This is a genomic window from Pseudenhygromyxa sp. WMMC2535, assembly GCF_011083025.2.
The window spans coordinates 8,966,541-8,984,406 of the sequence record NZ_JABJWV010000001.1; the positions used below are offsets into that span (position 1 = coordinate 8,966,541).

Sequence of the window (17,866 nt, forward strand, 5' to 3'; positions counted from 1 at the left end):
CCAAAGACGCACACAAAAGAGCCAGCGGAGGACCCTTCCAGCGAGCTCCGCGTACGCCCCCCTTGCCCTCGGCGGGCAACACCCCCGCCAAAGACGCGCACAAAAGGGCCAGCAGAGGACCCTTCCAGCGAATCTCGCGTATGCCCCCCTTGCCCTCGGCGGGCAACACCCCCCGCCAAAGACGCGCACAAAAGGGCCAGCAGGGGACCCTTCCGGCGAGTTTAGCGTACGCTACGCACCTTCGGAGCCACACCCCACACAAAAGAAGCCAGCTGCCCCCGACCCACCGACCGAAGTCAGCGATCTGTCTGAGCCGGAAGGGTCCCCTGCTGGCCCGTGCGCTCCACCGGCGTCACAGCCCACCGACTAAAGACCCAAGACCAAAGACCCAGCAGGGGACCTTTCCAGCGAATCTCGCGTACGCCCCCCTTGCCCTCGGCGGGCAACACCCCCCCGCCAAAGACGCGCACAAAAGGGCCAGCAGGGGACCCTTCCGGCGAGTTTAGCGTACGCTCCGCACCTTCGGAGCCGCACCCCACACAAAAGAAGCTAGCTGCCCCCGACCCACCGACCGAAGTCAGCGATCTGTCTGAGCCGGAAGGGTCCCCTGCTGGCCCGTGCGCTCCACCGGCGTCACAGCCCACCGACTCCAAAGACCCAAGACCAAAGACCCAAGACCAAAGACCCGAGAATTAGAAGAGGCCCCCCAGCAAGCCAGGGAGCCCCATCCAAACGAAGCACAACTCTAGAACCGAAGCTTCAGCTCGAACTGAGCCGAGAGCGGCTGCTGGAAGCTGGTCTCCACGCCGTAGTTACCCTGCGGCTGAACGATGTCGCGGTCGAAGAAGTTGTCCGCGCCGCCGCCCTGCTCCCAGACCTTGGCGTGCTTGAGGTCGCTGATGTCGCCGCCAGCGATCGGGCGCGCCGCCTGGTAGGTGTAGATGTCGTCCACGCGCAGGATGGCCTTGGCGTTGGTCACATTGAGCACGCGCGCGTTGAACTCGATCTCGAGGTCCTTGGGCAGCGGGTAGGCGTAGCCCGCGGTCAGGTTCCACTGGTAGTTGGGCTGGACCGCGCCGCCGGAGCCGCGGGGCAGCATGTACACCAGGTAGGAGCCGGCGTAGTTGAAGTTCGGCGTATCCGAGCGGACGTTGACCGGGAAGCCCGACTGGAAGCGGAAGCTGGTGCCCAGGGTCAGGCGACCGGCCTGCTTGAGGTCGAAGCTGTAGAAGCCGTCGACCTTCACGCGGTGCGGGATGTTGCTCGAGAGCGGGCCGTAGCTGTTCCGCACGAGCTCGGGGATGTCGTACTGGGTGCTCGCGCCGATGTTGATCGAGCCGTTGATCGGGTCGACGAAGCCGTCGTAGTTACCGACGAGGCGGCTGTAGGTGTAGCTGGCGAGGAGCAGCCAGTTCTTGGCGAAGCGCTTTTGCAGCTGCAAGGTCCACGCGTCGTAGTTGCGCGTGGGCTTGTCGAACTGGTCGTTGATCTGCTCGTAGGCGTCGACCAGGAAGTTGCAGCGGTTGAGCTCGCGGGCGACCGGGTTGCGGTCGTCGTCGTCGGGGTCGAAGCTGTCGTACTCCGCCTGGAGCGAGGAGCAGGTGTCGCGCTGCGCCTGGATGTCGGACTCGCGCACGGCCTCGCCGGGGTTGGCGATGATGAAGTTCTGACCGCCGTTGGTCGACACGTCCTCGACCGCGCGGCCGAGGTCGGTGTGCAGCCAGCGGAAGCCGACCACGAGGTCCTCGATGACCTCCTGCTCGTAGCCGACCTGGAACTGCTGGTTGTACTGGCCCTTGAGCCGCGGGACGATCGCGCCCTCGACCAGACCGGTGGTGCTCGAGTTGGTGTCGACACACCACTCGGTCGGCTGACCGTTGTCGTCGATGCGCGGGTGCGCCACGCCGTCGACGGTGGTGCTCTGGCCCAGGCAGTCGCTCTGCTGGAAGCTGCGGTTGACGCCGACGAGGCCGCCGAACACGCGCGAGTTCAGCTGCAGAGGCAGGGGCTGGTAGAACCAGCCGTAGCTGGCGTACAGGCGGCTCTTACCTTCGTCCGTCCAGTCGTAGACGATGCCGAGGCGCGGGGCGATGTTGTCCCAGATCAGGATCTTCGTGTCACCGAAGATGTCGCGCATGTCCTGCATTTCCCAACGGACACCCGCGCTGATGTAGAGGTTGGACAGGATCGCCCACTTGTCCTGAAGGAAGAGCGCGTAGTTGAGGGTCGAGAGCGTCTCGTCGTAGGAGTCGACGCGGACGCCACGACCGAGCGCGTCGGCGAGGGCCCGGAGGTCCTTCTGCTCGCGGCGGATGGTGCCGAAGCCGCGAGACGAGCGGTTGTCGGGGTTGTCCGTGTCGACGCGGATGAAGCGGTGGTTGTTGACCCGAGTCGAGCGCGTGAACCGGTACTCGTTGGTGCTCGGGTTGTAGCAGTACTCGCCGCCGCCCTCTTCGCCTGCGTCGCAGTTGTCGTAGAAGTCGGCGTCGTTCGAGCCCGAGTAGGTGAAGGTGCTGTGGCGCTGGAGCCACGACACGTCACCACCCCACTTGACCTGGTGCGAGCCCGCGCCCTCGAAGAAGTGGGTCAGGTGCAGGCGACCGGCGACGCGGCGGTTGATGTCCTTGTCGTACTCGCCGATACCGCCGGACAGCCAAAAGCGCGTCGGACAGGCGATGCCGGGCAGGTCGGCGCCGTTACAGGCCTGGTCGACGTTGGGGACCAGGTCCACGGCGCCGGCGCGGTCGAGGAACTCGTAGAGGTTGCGCCCCTGCGTGTCCTGCTCCTGAGTGGCCGGGATGTTCTTCAGCTCCGGGTTGTCCAGGCGCCAGGCGTCCTCGGACACGGACTGGAAGTAGGACACGCCCGCGTCGATCTCCATCTTGTCCTGGAGGACGCGACCCTCGTAGTTGAGGGCGACCAAGGTGGTGTGCGCGAGGCTGGTGCCGAAGTGGTCGTTGACCACACCGGTGGCGATGCGCGAGGTGCCACCCAGGGGATCCGAGCTCGGGTTGGTGCCGAAGGCGTTCGGGTCGAAGCTGAAGGGCAGGCGGTAGGTGGTCCGCAGGAAGGTGGGACCACCCTGCGCCGTCAGGCCGAGGCGGTGACGCGGGGTCACGGCCCAGTCGAGGCCGGCGATGTAACCGAAGTTGAAGGCGCCCGTACGGAACTTCTGCTCGGCGAACTTCTCGGTCGCGATGTAGTTGCCGCCCTCGACACAGTCGTTGGTGCCGTTCTCGTAGGGGCAGTCCTCGTAGCCGCCGGACTGGTCGAGGTCGACGCGGTTGTAGAAGCTCTGCGTCAGGGTGAAGCGCGTGCCGCTGGGCGCGACGCCGATGGTGAAGAAGAGCTTGTCCTTCTTGATCGGGCCCGAGACGATGGCGTAGGCCTGCGCGTTGTAGTCACCGACCTGGGTGACGCGCAGCGACTCGTCCGTGGAGCTGATCAGCCGCGGCGCCGCGAGGCGCGGGGCGAAGCGGACGCCCGCCTCACCGCGGAGGGTGTTGGTGCCCGAGACGCGACGAGCCGAGACCTGACCACCGGAGGCGCCGCCAAACTCGGCCTCGTAGCCCGACTCCTTGATCTCGACCTCCTGGACGAACTCCTGGATGAGCGTGGCCGAGACCGTACCGAAGGCCGGGTTGGTGATATCGGCGCCCTCGACCGTGTACTTGGACTCGGCGCCGGTGGTGCCCGCCAGCGAGATACCGGCGGCGTCCCGGGAGGCGGTCGGCGCGATGTCGACGACGGCCGTGAAGTCGCGGCTGGTGTCACCACCGACCGGGAGCTTCTTGGCCTCTTCCATGCCAACGGTCATCGACGACGCGGCGTTCGAGGCCACCGGAGAGGCCTCGACCACGATCTCGATGACCTGATCCTGCTCGGGGTTGAGCGAGAAGTTGGCCCGGAACTTGGCCCCACGGGGGAGCTGGGTGATCTTCGAGACGTTGGCCTTACCGGCCAACACCTGGATGGTGTAGTTGCCCTGCGGCAGATCCGTGAAGGAATAGATGCCGCGGCCATTGGTCATGCGCTCCTGTTGCTGACCCAAGCAGGAGCACTGAAGCACGACAATGGCGTTCTCGATTGGATCGCCAGTATTGGAATTCTTGACGACACCGTTGATCACACCCTTGTCGGAGGCCGGCGGGGCCGCCTCCACCACGCCCGGTGCGAGCAGAGCCGCGAAGCCGGGGACGGTCACCAAGGACGCTGAGATCAGGGACTTGAGCAAAGAACGCTTCACAGGAGGGGGCTCCTTGTAGGTGCGGGGCCGTACACGGGCGCAGTCCGCTGAGCTGGCTTGCGGGTATATCACAAGCCCGTCGGGCTGTTTACCTGTTCCTGACATGTCGAGGCCGGATTTGACGGACTCACGCTGCGCGATCTCGGCGAGCGCGAAGGGTCCTGCCGGCGTCTCACGACGGAGGCGGGAGGCAACGCGCGACCGATGTCTCTCTTACAGATGGCGCGCTCGAGTTTCTTTTCGCGGGGATCCTGAGCACGCAAAGACCGACAGCGCGGCTTCCTGACTCGATCACCCGTGGACGCGCCGGCACGGTACTACGAAACGTCTCCGTGAGCCATCCCATGTCTCACCGGCGAAAGGAGGTTCGGAGATCGAGCCCGGTACACCTGCCCAGTAGCTCCGATCACCTCCTTCCATGGAGGCCCCGTGTAAAGATGTTCGGCGAGATCAGAGATCGACGAGCTCGACGGCCTCGGCCGCGATCGCCTCGCCCAGGAAGACCGCCCCGACCCGGGCAAAGCGGGCTGGGCTGTCGGTCGCCAGAAAACTCGGGGTCGGCGCACGCTCGGGCCTGGCGGTCAGCAGGCCCTCCGCCTCGAGCACCCCGGCCACCGCCACGGCGGTCGTCTCGGCCGAGTCGACGAGCACGATCTCCGGGCCGCAGACCTCGGCCAGGACCGGGCGCAGCACCGGGAAGTGGGTGCAGCCGAGGACGATCGTGTCCACGGCCTGGCCACCGAGCGGCGATTTCGCCCCTGGCTCGGGGCCGAGGTCACCCGGGGCCGCGGCCCGGGCTGCCAGCGAGGGCGCGCCGGCCGGCAGGCCGAGGTAGCGACGGGCGACCGCCTCGACCACCGGCCCCTCGATCCACCCCTCTTCGGCCAGGGCCACGAAGAGCGAGCAAGGCACCCCCTCGACGTGGACCGCCGGCTCGAGGGCGGCGATCGCCCGCTGGTAGGCGCCGCCGGCGATCGTCCCCTCGGTGCCGAGGACCAGCACCTGACCGGTCTGTGTCGCTGCGCAAGCCGCCCGAGCCCCCGGCTCGACCACGCCGATCACCGGCAGGGGCGCGAAGGCCTCGCGCAGGTGCTCGACCGCCACCGCCGAGGCGGTGTTGCAGGCGATGACCAGCATCTTCACGCCGCGCTCGACGAGCTGCCCGGCGGCCTGGCGCGCGTAGCGACGCACGGTCTCCGGGCCCTTGGTACCGTAGGGCAGACGCGCCGTATCGCCCAGGTAGAGCAGGCGCTCCCGCGGCAACGCGCGACGCAGGGCCGCGAGCACCGTCAGCCCGCCGACCCCGCTATCGAACACCCCAATGGGGGAGTCGCGCAGCTCAGCCACGCAGCTCAGCCACGCAGCAGGTTGCGCGCGATGACCATGCGCTGGACCTGCGAGGTGCCCTCGTAGATCTGCAGCAGCTTGGCGTCGCGGTAGAGCTTCTCGACCGGGTACTCGCGGGTGTAGCCGTAGCCACCAAAGACCTGGACCGCGTCGGTCGCGGCCTTGACCGCCGCGTCGGCGCTGAAGCACTTGGCCAGCGACGAGGTGATGCTGCGCTTGATGCCCTCGTCGACCTCCCAGGCCGCCTTGAGGTAGAGCAGGCGCGCGGCCTCGTAGGCGATGGCCATGTCGGCCAGGATCATCTGAATGGCCTGGTGGTTGGCGATCGGCACGCCGAAGGTCTTGCGCTCGAGGGCGTACTTCGTCGACTCCTCGAGGCAGCGGCGGATCAGCCCGGCCGCGCACGCGCCGATCATCGGCCGCGACTTGTCGAACACCTCCATGGCCACATAGAAGCCCTGGCCAGGCTCGCCGATGATGTTCTCGTCGGGGATCTCGACGTCCTCGAAGAGCACGTCGCAGGTGTCCGAGGCCCGCTGACCGAGCTTCTTCTCCTTGCGACCGACGCTGACCCCGGGGGTGTCACGGTCGACCACGAAGGCGGTGATGCCCTTGTGCTTGAGGCTGGGGTCGATGGTCGCAAAGCCGGTGTAGGCCTTGGCGTGGCCGGCGTTGGTGATCCATCGCTTTTGGCCGTTGAGCACCCAGCCGCCGCCCTCTTTCTTGGTCAGCCGGCTCTTCATGCCCGCGACGTCGGAGCCGGCGTCGGGCTCGGAGCAGGCGTAGCTGATGAAGCCGAAGTTCTCGGCCATGTCGCCGAGCCAGCGCTGCTTTTGGGCGTCGTTGCCACCGACCATCAGCGGCAGCGCGCCGAGGTGGTTGCACATCACCGAGGTGGCAATGGCGGCGCAGCCGTAGGCGAGCTCCTCGGCGATCAGGCAGCCCTCGATGGTGCCAAAGCCCAGGCCGCCGACGTCCTCGGGCAGCTCGACGTTCATCAGCCCGAGCTCGAACGCAGCCTCGAACACCTCCGTGGGGAAGCGCTCTTCCTCGTCGCACTCGCCGGCCACGGGGATGATCGTGTCGGCGGTGAACTTGCGGGCGGTATCAATCAGCTGTTGCTGCTCGTCACTGAGGGCAAAGTTGAACATCCTGAATCGGCTCCTGCTTCGTGGTCTACGAAGTCGGCCAGCTATATCCGCCGAACCGCGGCTTAGCAACCCAGCGGGGCCTCGCGGCCCACGTAGACCGCGAGGTGACGGAGCACCGCGTCCATGCCGGTGTAGCTCCACGTGACCGAGTAAGGCCCGCCCTCGGGGTTGTACGAGAGCGAGAAGAGCGGCGAATTGCCGCAGTCGTCGTCGAGCAGCTCGATCTCCGTGATGTCCCAGACGTTGACGCCTTCGCCCTCGCCTCCACCGCCGAGCTCGCCTTGATCGACCACCACGTCGCCGCCCTCGCTGAGGTCGTGGATCTCGAGCGACTCGAGCTCCATGAAGGCCAGGTCGGCCGCAGCGTTCAGCGCGCAACCGGTGTTGTTGAGGTCGACGGTCAGATACATGAATTGCGTCGTCAGCGTCTGCCCGGCCATGTCGTGATCGAGCACCAGGTAGATGCGATCGTCGCTGCCGATGCCCGAGGCCGCGACGGCGAGCTCGAGCTCTCCGCTCGCGGTCAGCGGATCCGGGAAGTCCGAGGACGAGGCCACGAGGCGCTCGAGCTGAACGACGTCGTCGAGATCCCCGCAGGAGTCCGTGCTGTCCGACTCGTCCGTGTCCGTGCTGTCCGTCTCGCCCGTATCCGTGCTGTCCCCTGCTGAGGTCTCGGTGGTCGCGTTGGTCTCGCTGCTCTCCTCGCTCGCGCCGATGTCGTCTTCGCCTCCGTCGTCCCCCGAGCAGGCGCAAAACACCAGCGGGAGCGAGAGCAGGGCGGCGAGCGATGAGTTCGTGCGAAGCGAGTGCATGGTCCGGGGATAATCGGGCCGCCATCGCCGATCTGTCCAGTCGGTCACAGCGTCACCAGGCGTCGAGCCCAGCGCGACGGCCGGCGGCCGGCGACCGGCAAACCGGCAACCGGGGGGCCAGAGCCCTCAGCGCGCGCGCAGCACGGTGCTGGGATCGAAGCTGCCCAGGAGCCGGCGCCACAGCGGGACGCTGCGCGGGAGCTCGCCCGAGACCGCGCGCAGCCCCCTCTCCCACCGCCCGGGATCGAGCTCGGGCCGCTCGCTCTCGGGCCGCCGCGGATCCCCCATGGCCGCGGCCACGTGCAGGGCCGTGAGCTCGCCGAGGCTGGGGACCTCCCTGGCCACGCGCCGGGCGAAAGCCTCGCGGGTCTCGCCGTAGTCGCGGACAAGGCCGGCGTCGAGCAGCATGTCGATCGCCGCCCGGTAGCCGACCCGCGGGAGCTTCTTGCGGCTGGCGAAGCGCGGGGCCAGGCGCCGCCAGATCTTGGCGAGGTAGAGCAGCAGCAGCGAGATCAGCAGCGAGAAGAGCAGGCCAAAGCCCATGTCGCGGCCAAAGTTCCGGCGCTCGACGGGCTCGGACTTCTGCTCGCCCTCGGCGTCCCCCGGGCCCTCGTCGCGGGCCATCTCGCCCAACAGATCGCTGAGGTCCTCGTCCAATGGCTGGCCGGGAGGATCGACGTTTTGCCGGGCCGCGATATCCAGCACGACCCAGCCCACGCCCTCGAGGTAGAGCTCCGGCCAGGCGTGGGCGTCTCCGCCACGGATGATCAAGGTCGAGCCGCGGCGCTGATCTTCGCCGACGTGGTAGCCCACCCCGACCCGCGCGGGGATGCCCAGGCTGCGCCACATGTAGACCGCGGCGTGGGCAAAGTGCACGCAGTAGCCGGTCTTGTTGCCGAACAAGAAGTCCGCCGTGGGATCGGGCACCCCCGCGTGGCGCTCGGCGCTCGAGTAGATCAGCTGCTCGTCCATCCACAGCTTGATGTCCACGGCCTGCACGAAGGGGTCCTCGGCCCGCGCGGGCGGGAGGTCGGCGATGATCTCCTGGGCGAGCGCGGCGTAGCGCGGGTCCTCGGGGACCTGGGTGTAGAACTCGAATTGCGCCTCGCTCCAGCTCGGGTCCCCGACCTCGCGACCGACGAGCTGATCGAGCGCATAGTCCGGCGCCATGGACACGCTGCTGTAGGCTCGCAAGAAGCGCGCGGGGTTGGGGTTGGCCTCGGGCTGCATCGAGACCGCCGACTCGAGGGCGAAGGGCTGGGCGTGCTTGGCGAGCAGCACGATCTCGGCGTGGACCTCGGTGCGCAGGTCGCTGGGCGGAGCCTCCGGCACGTTGATCGGCCGCGCGGGGAAGCTGCGCAAAATGTCTCGGTCGACGTCCGGCCGCACCGATGCGACCAGGCGCGAGCCGTTGAAGTGTGACCAGGCGTCCTCGCGGAAGTAGAAGGCCTGGGTCGGCGGGCTGTAGTCGTCGCCGAGCAGGACCACGGCCATGGGCGCGGGCTTGGTGCCCTCGGAGGGCTGCTGGTCCAAGTTGGGCTGCTGTTGCTGTTGCTGCTGCTGGCTCTGGCCGCCGCCTTGCTGCTGCTGATCCTGCTGCTGGCTCTGACCGCCGCCTTGCTGCTGCTGGTCTTGCTGCTCCCCCTGGCCCTGCTCTCCCTGCTGCTGGTCTTGCTGCTCCCCCTGCCCCTGCTCCCCGCCCTGCTGCTGGTCTTGCTGCTCCCCCTGCCCCTGCTCCCCGCCCTGCTGCTGGTCTTGCTGCTGCTCCTGTCCCTGCTGGTCTTGCTGTCCCTGGCCCTGCTCCCCGCCCTGCTGCTCCTGACCCTCGCCCTGACCCTGACCCTGACCACCCTCCGGATCCCGACCTGCGTCGGGCTTCCCGCCCTGAGATCCGCCTGGCCCCTGCCCCTCGCCCTGCGTGGGCTTGGGCCTGTCCCCGGTCTGCGCCTCGGCCAGGCCGAGATCGCTGTTGGCCGAGGGCTCGGGCAGCCCCTCGAGCTGAAAGAGCGCGAGTTCGAGGGCGACGATCAGCGCGATCCCCAGCAGCGAGGCCAGGCTCACCCGGCGCTCGGACTCGGCGACCAGCAGGCTCGCCAGGACCACGACCGCGGCCGCCCCGACGCTCAGCAGGATATCGGCTGGGTCGTAGCCGTGCTCCCAGGCCCAGTCCGAGAGCCACAGCGGCCGGGCGATCACGCCCTCGCGGTGGCTCGCGAACATGCTCGCCACGCAGGCGCCGACCACCAGCAGCTCGAGACCGATCAGCGCGACGTGGCGCGCGGCCAGGACCCGCAAGCTGGCGACCGCCGCGAGCGCGAGGGCGAACCAACGCAGCAGCGAGCTCGAGCCGAGGGCCGGCCCGGGGCCGAGCGCCGCCGCGAACATCCGCCACTCGATCAGCCGACCGGCGGCCCACCAGCCCAGGGCGCCGACCGCCACCACGCCGACCAACAAGGTGATCGAGCGCGAGCGAGTGCGCGCGAGCAGCTCGCCAGCCACGACCCCCGCGACGGCGCCGAGCATGGCGGCGATCAACCCCTGCCCCGTGGCGATGCCCCAGGCAAGGGCGAGCGCAGCCATGGCCATGGCCGCCGCGCGGATCGGATGCCGCGACGCCCGGGCCCAAGCCGCCAGGCGCTCGCCAAAGGTCGGCGGGACGTTGCGGCGCTCCCCAGGCTTGCGCTCGAGTCGCGCGAGCTCTCGCGCGAGCTTGCGACGTCCCATCCCTTACCTCGCCCTCGGCGGTAGAGCCCCCAGGAGGGGCGTGGGAGTCTGAGAGCTTCGCTCGTGCGCGCGGACGGCCATGGGGGGAGTGTCTCGGTGGATCTCGAGTAGTAGGGCTGGGAGTGGGGCTCAGGCGGCGCGTTGGGCCTGGGCGAGGGCGCTGAGGTGTCCGCCACCGTAGACGCGACCGGCCGCGCGGTCGACCACGATCACGCGGCCGACGCTCGACAGCGCCCGGACCACCTCGCCGACCTCCACGGTCGTGACCGGGGCCGTGGCGCCTGGGGGGATCTGCGCCGCCGGCTCGCGCACGGCCAGGCGCTGGTACCAACGCCGCGGCTTGGGTGGCTCGATCCCATCGGTGCCGACCACGAACTCGATGCGACCGCCACCTCGACCCGCCGCGCCGCACTGCTCGATCACCGCGTCGAGCCACGGGCCAGGTCGCCCGGGCACGAAGACCACGGCGCGCCCCGCTCCGCCGAGGCTGCGGCGGGTGAGAAATTCTCCCAGGCCCCTGCCCCCGGCCCCGTGGTCGACGCTGGCCGAGCGCGCGAGCAGATCCACGGCCTGATCCTTGCGCGTGGCGTCCTCGCCGTTGCCGTCGGCGCCCAGCACCCACTCGCTGCCCAGGGCGCCGCGCTCCACGGCCAGGCGCGCGGCCCCGGCCGCCGGCTCGTCGCCCGCGCCCGCCACGAGGTAGGCGCAGGTCTGGCGCACCGGGCTCAGGGCCCGCTCGGGCGAGCGCACGACCAGCTGGCGCGTGCGCGCGAAGACCTTCCAGAGCACGAAGCGGATCGGGTCCCCGGGGTTGTAGTGGCGCAGGTCGTAGAGCTCGCCGTCCTGCGGACCCTCGGGGTGAGAGATGTCGTCGCCTCCGGCCATGCCGCGGATCACGTCCACGCGCTCGAGCTTGCCCACCGAGGGCACGAAGCGGACCTTGCGTTGCTCTCGCAGGCGCAGGCGGATCTGCGTCAGGCCAAAGATGTCGCCGACCTCGAGCTCGCGGGTGACCGCCGCCACCTGACCGCGGCGCGAGGCGATCACGGACTCGCGCAGCTCGCCCCGCTTGGCGATCACGCGGACCTCGGCCTCGGGCTCGAGCCAACGCCAGCGGATGTCCACGAAGGGCAGCCAGCGTAGGCGCGGGAGGCAAAAGCCCGTCGGCACCGGGTAGCCGCACTCCACGTTCAGGGCCGCGCTCGAGCTTTTTTGGGCAAAGCCGCGGCTGCGTCGGCGGTGGTGCAGCCACGAGAGCAGCGCCGCGAGGCAGGTTGCGAGCAGCCCCATCGCGCCCACGCCCAGGCCGGCCGCGCCGATGACCAGGAGCACGAGATCGATCTTCTCGAGGCCGTAGCCAAAAAAGGCCAGGGCGCTCGCGACGAGCACCACCAGCCCCAGGGGCGTGAGCGGAAAGGGCCCCAGCGCCCGGGTCATCGCCGCCTCGACTCGCCCCCACCGCTGCGTGGGCCGCCGGCCTCGCCCGCCACGCCTGGCGCCGCTGCGACGTCGATCAGCCACGCTCAGCGCTCCTTGAAGCCACAGCCGCCCTCGTCTTGATCGGGCGGGTAGAAGGGAGGCGGCGCCACGCTGATCCGCGGCTCGTCGTCGACGGACTCGCCCTCGTTGCAGCGCACGCGCCGAAAGACCACGGGGTCGTTGATCGCCCGGCCGCCGTCATTGTTGACCGACTGGAACTCCATGATCTCGGGATCGATCTGCCCCGAGAAGTGATCGAGGTTGTAGTTCATGTTCCAAGCCCCGCAGGGGACCTCGTCGACGCGGTATTTGCCCACGCCCCAAAAATTGATCTGCCCATCTTGGACCCTGCCCTCGGCGTCCATGGAGATCACATAGTGAAGCTCGCCCCGACACACCGGCGGCGAGCTCTCGTGCGCCTCGGCGACCCAGCTGTCGTTGGTGATCGTGCCCTCGAAGCTGTCCTCGCCCTCGCGCACGCGCTCGACGACGAGGGTGAAGATCGTCCAGTCGCGGAAGGTGTCGTCGTAGCTGTGCGACTTCCACACGCCGGCCACGGGATCCTTGCAGGCGGCCGGCGGCGGCAGGCGAGCGCGCTGCTCGGCCACCGTCGACGCGCGCCCGCGGCCAGGGATCCAGCTGGTCAGCACGAAGGCTGCCAAGACCGCGGCGCCGAGCAGGCCACGCAGCCGGCGAGGTCCACGAGCGCGCCCCCTTGCCCCGAGCGCGGGGGCCAGCGAAGAGCGCGAGGCACGAGGCGGCGTCGAAGGCATCACAGAGGGCGAGCACGAGCCTAGCAGCCAATCATTGGACCCCAAATCGGCCATCAAAAGTGAGCTACTTCACAAGTTCCGGCTGATCTCTCCAGCCCAGAACGCCACTTGCTCGGGGGATGCCCAAACGAACTGCGCCAAGATCCGCCTCGTCTCACCCCACGAGCCCACCCAACGATCGTAGAACCCAAAGGGTGCACGAGTGGGTCGTCCCCGAGGAGCTGGCCAACGCCGACGTCGAGATCCAGGCCAGCTTCAACCGCGTCCTCGGCCGCGTCCTCGATCTCCAGCCCAAGCGCGAGAAGATCGGCCGCTACGAGCTCATGGGCACCAAGCTCGGCTTTGGTGGCATGGGCACGGTGCACCGCGCCTACGACACCGAGCTCCAGCGCGAGGTCGCCCTCAAGCTGGTCTCGACGCGCTCCTTGGGCCAGCTCGACAAGCTCCGCGACCGCCTCAAGCGCGAGGCCCTCGTCCAGGCCAAGCTCGACCACCCCAACCTGGTCACGGTCTTCGACAGCGGCGTCGACGAAGGCCGCGTGTTCCTGGCCATGGAGCTCGTCGAAGGCGAGACCCTGCGGACCCACCAGGCCCGCGAGGGCTGCGATCGCGCCGAGCGCCTGCGCCTCTACGCCGACGCCGCCCGCGGCCTGCTCGCGGCCCACAGACGCGGCGTGGTCCACCGCGACTTCAAGCCCGACAACGTGTTCGTCGACAGCGAAGGCCGGGCGCGCGTGGGCGACTTTGGCCTGGCCCATGTGCTCGACGAGTTCGAGCACGACGGCCAAGCGCCCGAACCATCTCGCGCCGATGAGACCGAGACCGAGACCGAGACCGAGGGCGCCCGCGCCCGCCTGACCCGCGCCGGCGAGGTCCTGGGCACCCTCGGCTACTCGGCCCCGGAGCAGCTCCGCGGGCTGCACTCGGACACGCGCTCGGATCAGTTCGCCTTTTGCGTCTCGCTGTGGGAGTCGCTGACCGGCGAGCTGCCCTACCCTGGCGACAGCCGAGAGGCGCTGCTCGGCGCCATGAAGCTGCGCGAGACCACCCTCGACGGGCGCCGCAGCGCGCCGAGCAGCGCGCCTGGGCCACTCGTCTTGCAGGGCGCCGCGCGGCTCCCTCGTCGCCTGCGCCGCGCCCTCGAGATCGGGCTGTCGCCGAACCCCGACGATCGCCACGCCGACATGGAGGTGCTGATCACCGCCATCGAGCGCGAGCAGCTTCGACCGCAGCGGACGCGCCTCGGCCTCGTGCTCGGCCTCGCCGCGGCGATCGGCCTGTTCGGCGCCTTCACCCGGTGGCAGCGCCACCAGGAGTTGAACCCCGACTGCCCGCGCGCCGACGCCCTGCTAGCGAGCACCCACAGCGAGGCCTGGGCCCAGCTCGCCGCGGCCCAGGCGGGCACCAGCGCGCGCTTCGAACGTCGCATCGAGGCGCTCGCGGACGAGGCCCTCGCTAACTGCATCGCCAAGGCGCGGGGCGAGACCCAGACGCCGGCCGACCTGGCCGACATCCAGTATCACGACGCCATCATCGCGCAGCTCGAGCAGCTGCCTGTCCACATCGAGCGGGAGCAGCTGCGTGAATTCTCCCGACAGTTCGTCGACGCGCTGGAGTTCAGGCCCGACAGGCCGCTCAGCCCCGCGATCGCCAGGTACATCGAAGACGAAATCATCCCCATCGACCTCGAGAACCCCGGGGACACCAGCGAGCGGCCCCCGCTCGAGGATCCAGACATCGATCCTCACCTGGAGGACCTCATCGTTCTCACGAACGACGCCCTCGAAGGTGGGGTCGTCGACGCGCTCTCGCGCTCCGACGAGTCCGAGCTGCACCGACGCCTCGGCGAGGCCTACACCCTCCATGGCGAGCACGAAGCCGCCCTGGACGAGTTCGCCGAGGCCTACGAGAAAGCCGAGCGCGGCGCGGACGACCAGCGGCGCCTCCAGGCGAACATCGAGCGAGCCACGACGCAGGTCATGCGCCTGGCTTACGATGACACCGCCCGAGATCATATCGACAGTGTCCGCGCGCTCCTCGAGCGCCTCGACGAGCCCGTCCTCAGCCGACGCCGCGCCGACATCGACGAGCTGGAGGGCATTGTCCTCAAATCCCAAGGCAAGTACGACGATGCCGCCCTGTTGCTGCGGCATGCTGCGCAGCGCGACCTGTTCGCCCGCCGACGCTACGACCTCGTCACGCGCCTGATCAGCCTCGGCAATCTATACCAAGTCAAAGAGCGCTACCGCCTGGCAGAATTTTACTACGCCACGGCCCTACTCCTGGATCCAGAAGATCCAGAGGCCAAGCTCAACCTCGGGGCCATGTACGTCAACGAACTCGAGGATGCGGGGGAGCACTACCCCGCCAACGAGTCCGAGCGTGCCCGAGACAAGCTAGGCGCAGTCCTGGCGTCCGCGTATCAGGAGCTCCACCTTCCCGCCACGACCAGCTTGTTGCAGCTGGCAATCCTCATGGACGACCGCGACGAACTCACCGAGCTCCGGCGAGATATCGAGGCGCTCATCGACCAGCATCGAAGGCGGAATCAAAAGCGGGGGCAAGGTGAATCCGACGACGACCACATGAGCAAGCCCGAGCTCATGGCCCGCGCGCAATCACTCATGGCTGACATCCACCTCGGCGAGCTCCGACCCAATTTCAGCGACGAAATCACCGAGGTCCTGGACGACCTCCCCGAGGTCCTGGGTTCGGATCCCTCCGGGTGGGCGCAGCAGTATCGCCATGAGCTCGACGCGCTCCCCGACTCGCCCGAAGTACTGCGCGCGCGCGCAGCCCTCGATCTTTTCATGGAAAACTGACCCTCGACCCGATCCCTGCATCCGCACACGTCACCATTCAACCGTAGACTTCATTATCGTCTCACTCTCCACCTCTACCGAACACCAAAACAACTCGAATGCGTCGCCCAATACGCCGCGGCGACGCCCCAGGAGTCCCATGACCGTGACCGTGCAACTCGAACTCTCCGAAGTAGATCCCATCGTCCTCGACGGCAGCCTCAACACCTCTGGCGGGCTGCAGTTTGCCTACGGAAGCGATAACCTCGCCGACTACAGCAACAACCTCTACGCCACCCACGTCGATCTCGAAGACCCCAACGCCGGGACGATTCGCGTCAAGCTGATGGACTTCAGCGCCAGCGGCGTCAGCTGGACCGTCACCGCCAGCCACGACCCGGGCAGCGGCACCGTGAACTGGTCGCGTGACTCCAGCCACGTCTATTGCGACTTTGGTCCCATGACGGACTGGCAATCCGTCACCGCGACCGCTACCGCGGGCGCGCAGACCAAGCAGCTGACCCTGGGGATCAAGACGGTCCCCACCGACCCACAGCCCGACAAGCCGCGTCGTTGACGCATGGGTAATTGGAGGTCATCGGCGTGATAAAGTCCGCCGATGGCCTCCGAGTCCGATCCCAAAGACGCTCCAGGGACCGACCCAGACCTCACACTCCTCGCCAAGTGGCGGGAGGGAGACCGAGACGCCGGGGGCAAGCTCCTCGCGCGTTACTTCAAGAACCTGCGCACCTACTTCATCCAGCGCATCCCAGAGGAGGACCCGGAGGACCTGATTCAGGACACTTTTCGGCGGATGATCGAGGCTCGCGACCGCTTCGAAGGTCGCTCGAGCTTCAAGACCTACCTCTTCAACATCGCCAAGAACGTCTACCGCGAGACCTTGCGCAGCAAATATCGCCACGGCGGCGCCTTCGACCCGGTGCGCGAGTCCACCGCCGAGGCCACCGGGCGCAGCCAGTCCTCGATCGTCGCCGAGGCCGAGCGCACGCAGCTCATGCTCGACAGCCTGCGCGCCTTGCCCGCCGAGCAGCAGGACCTGCTCGAGCTGTTTCACTTCTACGAGTGCACCATCAACGAGATCGCCGAGCTCTTCGAGATCGCCGTGGGCACGGCCAAGAGCCGGCTCCGCGCCGCTCGGGAGCGTCTCGCCAAGATCGTCATCGAACGCTTTGCATCTGATGCCACGCACAGTGACGACTCGATCCTCGAGGATCTGGGCAAAGCGCGAGATGCCATCTGGCGCGGTCAGCTGCGCAAGCTCGCCGGCGACGAGGACTAGGAGCCCTGCCCTTCAGCCGGATTCGCGCGTCTTTGCCCGCGCCTGCTTTTTGCCCGCTCGTGAAAACCCCCCTCCGGGCAGCTCCAGCTGCGAATTGGAGACAAAGCGCCGCGACTCGGGGATGACCAGCGACCACAGCCCAAACACGGACGCCAAGACGTGGTCCAGCTCCACGGTCTGCGCGGCGCCCCGGCCGACCCCGGCTTCGGGATCGCAAAACACCGCGTTGCGCGACCCTTCTAGTGTACGGATCAGAATCACGGAAGGCGATATCCACAGTACTTGAGCCAGCCGAGTGCGTCCGAGGCTCGGATCCGACGCAGGGACCTACGCATCGCCTTCTTGAGCTCGCTGACGGTTGTGGGCATCGCTCGGCGTATCCAAGCTTTGACCTTCGCCCAAGCGGCCTCGATCGGGTTGAAGTCGGGACTGTACCGGGGCAAGCGGACGACCTTCGCACCCCTCTCGAGCACCGCAGCCACGACCTCTGCATTCTTGTGCATGTTGATGTTATCCCAGCAAACGATGTCGCCCGGCTCGAGCGTGGGGGCCAGGCGCTGTCGGACGAAGCGCAGAAAGTCAGCGGTCTTGACCCCGCCATCGGTCGTCATCAAGGCGCTGATGCCGTCGACGCGTAAGGCCGCGATCATCGAGACGTGGCGACCGCGGGAATAGGGCTCGTGCGGTCCGTAGAGCGGCTCGCCGCGTGGGGACCAGCCCCGGCGCGGACCAATCCCTGGATGCGTGCCCGATTCGTCCACGAAGACGAGACGTCCGATGTCGAGTCGCCGCTGTCGCAACCGAAACTGGGCGCGCTCCTCGGCGACGTCAGGTCGGTCCCGCTGGGGAGCGTAGGGAGTTTTTTTTGAAGCTGAGGCCAAGTTGGTGAAGCGCCCGGAGGATCGTCGAGCGATGGACCCGGTTCTTGGGAAATCGTCGATTGAAGCGCGCCGAGAGGTGGTAGGAGCCGAGGTAGGGGTCCTTCTCCATCTCGCCACGAATCCACAGGAGGTGGCGCTCCTTCAACTTGGGCGTCCGGCCAGGTGGACTCTTCGGCACCAAGCTCTCGCCTTGGCGCAGCTTCCGCGAGATGCGTTCGACGGTGGTGACCGAGACGGAGAAGCGCTCGGCGATGAGGGGCTGACTTTCTTCGCCAGCTTCGATGGCTTCGGCGATCCGGGTGCGGAGGTCGACGGAGATTGGCGTCGTCACCCGGCCAGTAGATCACCATGG

At 68.1% G+C, this 17,866-nt stretch carries 13 protein-coding genes; 3 read left to right on the forward strand and 10 right to left on the reverse strand.

Annotation, left to right across the window (positions count from 1 at the left end; translation table 11 throughout):
- Positions 1-745: 745 nt before the first annotated feature.
- The 7 genes from G6O69_RS34550 to G6O69_RS34580 all read right to left on the reverse strand — a co-directional run bounded on the left by G6O69_RS34550 (position 746) and on the right by G6O69_RS34580 (position 12,532).
- The gene (locus tag G6O69_RS34550) at positions 746-4,246 is read right to left on the reverse strand and encodes a TonB-dependent receptor (protein ID WP_346017122.1); all 3,501 of its coding nucleotides are present in this window, start codon (positions 4,244-4,246) and stop codon (positions 746-748) included.
- Between the two features lie 450 nt (positions 4,247-4,696).
- Positions 4,697-5,584, reverse strand: a complete 888-nt coding sequence (murI, locus tag G6O69_RS34555; protein ID WP_172308402.1) for a glutamate racemase — start codon at positions 5,582-5,584, stop codon at positions 4,697-4,699.
- A gap of 14 nt (positions 5,585-5,598) precedes the next feature.
- The gene (locus tag G6O69_RS34560; protein ID WP_172307731.1) at positions 5,599-6,744 is read right to left on the reverse strand and encodes an acyl-CoA dehydrogenase family protein; all 1,146 of its coding nucleotides are present in this window, start codon (positions 6,742-6,744) and stop codon (positions 5,599-5,601) included.
- Positions 6,745-6,806: 62 nt separating this feature from the next.
- Complete coding sequence (locus G6O69_RS34565) at positions 6,807-7,556, reverse strand: hypothetical protein (RefSeq protein WP_172307732.1); 750 nt, start codon at positions 7,554-7,556, stop codon at positions 6,807-6,809.
- Positions 7,557-7,682: 126 nt separating this feature from the next.
- Entirely contained in the window at positions 7,683-10,280 is a 2,598-nt protein-coding gene (locus G6O69_RS34570) for a transglutaminase-like domain-containing protein (RefSeq protein WP_172307733.1), read from the reverse strand.
- A 129-nt stretch (positions 10,281-10,409) separates the two neighbouring features.
- Positions 10,410-11,801, reverse strand: a complete 1,392-nt coding sequence (locus tag G6O69_RS42545; RefSeq protein ID WP_172307734.1) for a DUF58 domain-containing protein — start codon at positions 11,799-11,801, stop codon at positions 10,410-10,412.
- A gap of 2 nt (positions 11,802-11,803) precedes the next feature.
- Positions 11,804-12,532 carry a hypothetical protein gene (locus G6O69_RS34580; RefSeq protein WP_176397259.1) on the reverse strand — a complete coding sequence of 243 codons (729 nt, stop codon included), beginning with the start codon at positions 12,530-12,532 and terminating at the stop codon, positions 11,804-11,806.
- Between the two features lie 194 nt (positions 12,533-12,726).
- Between G6O69_RS34580 and G6O69_RS34585 the strand changes: the two genes are divergently transcribed.
- The 3 genes from G6O69_RS34585 to G6O69_RS34595 all read left to right on the forward strand — a co-directional run bounded on the left by G6O69_RS34585 (position 12,727) and on the right by G6O69_RS34595 (position 16,633).
- Positions 12,727-15,354, forward strand: a complete 2,628-nt coding sequence (locus G6O69_RS34585; RefSeq protein ID WP_172307736.1) for a serine/threonine-protein kinase — start codon at positions 12,727-12,729, stop codon at positions 15,352-15,354.
- Between the two features lie 151 nt (positions 15,355-15,505).
- The gene (locus tag G6O69_RS34590) at positions 15,506-15,910 is read left to right on the forward strand and encodes a hypothetical protein (protein WP_176397260.1); all 405 of its coding nucleotides are present in this window, start codon (positions 15,506-15,508) and stop codon (positions 15,908-15,910) included.
- Between the two features lie 42 nt (positions 15,911-15,952).
- Positions 15,953-16,633: a sigma-70 family RNA polymerase sigma factor gene (locus G6O69_RS34595; protein WP_172307738.1), complete on the forward strand. Its 681-nt coding sequence runs from the start codon at positions 15,953-15,955 to the stop codon at positions 16,631-16,633.
- Positions 16,634-16,645: 12 nt separating this feature from the next.
- Here G6O69_RS34595 and G6O69_RS34600 read toward each other — a convergent pair whose 3' ends face one another.
- Genes G6O69_RS34600 through G6O69_RS34610 form a run of 3 tightly spaced genes read right to left on the reverse strand, consistent with a single transcriptional unit; the run spans position 16,646 to position 17,845 of the window.
- The gene (locus G6O69_RS34600; RefSeq protein ID WP_172307739.1) at positions 16,646-16,894 is read right to left on the reverse strand and encodes a hypothetical protein; all 249 of its coding nucleotides are present in this window, start codon (positions 16,892-16,894) and stop codon (positions 16,646-16,648) included.
- The gene (locus tag G6O69_RS34605) at positions 16,891-17,514 is read right to left on the reverse strand and encodes an IS630 family transposase (protein WP_172301966.1); all 624 of its coding nucleotides are present in this window, start codon (positions 17,512-17,514) and stop codon (positions 16,891-16,893) included. The genes G6O69_RS34600 and G6O69_RS34605 overlap by 4 nt, the downstream gene beginning before the upstream one ends.
- Positions 17,462-17,845 (reverse strand): hypothetical protein, encoded by a 384-nt coding sequence (locus tag G6O69_RS34610; protein WP_172301967.1) that lies wholly within the window; start codon positions 17,843-17,845, stop codon positions 17,462-17,464. Before G6O69_RS34610 ends, G6O69_RS34605 begins: the two co-directional genes overlap by 53 nt.
- Positions 17,846-17,866: the final 21 nt, after the last annotated feature.

Bases quoted from the DNA above. Each gene is read 5' to 3' on its own strand.
- G6O69_RS34570 (WP_172307733.1), bottom strand. From the start codon at position 10,280: ATGGGACGTCGCAAGCTCGCGCGAGAGCTCGCGCGACTCGAGCGCAAG.
- G6O69_RS34580 (WP_176397259.1), bottom strand. From the start codon at position 12,532: ATGCCTTCGACGCCGCCTCGTGCCTCGCGCTCTTCGCTGGCCCCCGCG.
- G6O69_RS34560 (WP_172307731.1), bottom strand. From the start codon at position 6,744: ATGTTCAACTTTGCCCTCAGTGACGAGCAGCAACAGCTGATTGATACC.
- G6O69_RS34565 (WP_172307732.1), bottom strand. From the start codon at position 7,556: ATGCACTCGCTTCGCACGAACTCATCGCTCGCCGCCCTGCTCTCGCTC.
- G6O69_RS34595 (WP_172307738.1), top strand. From the start codon at position 15,953: ATGGCCTCCGAGTCCGATCCCAAAGACGCTCCAGGGACCGACCCAGAC.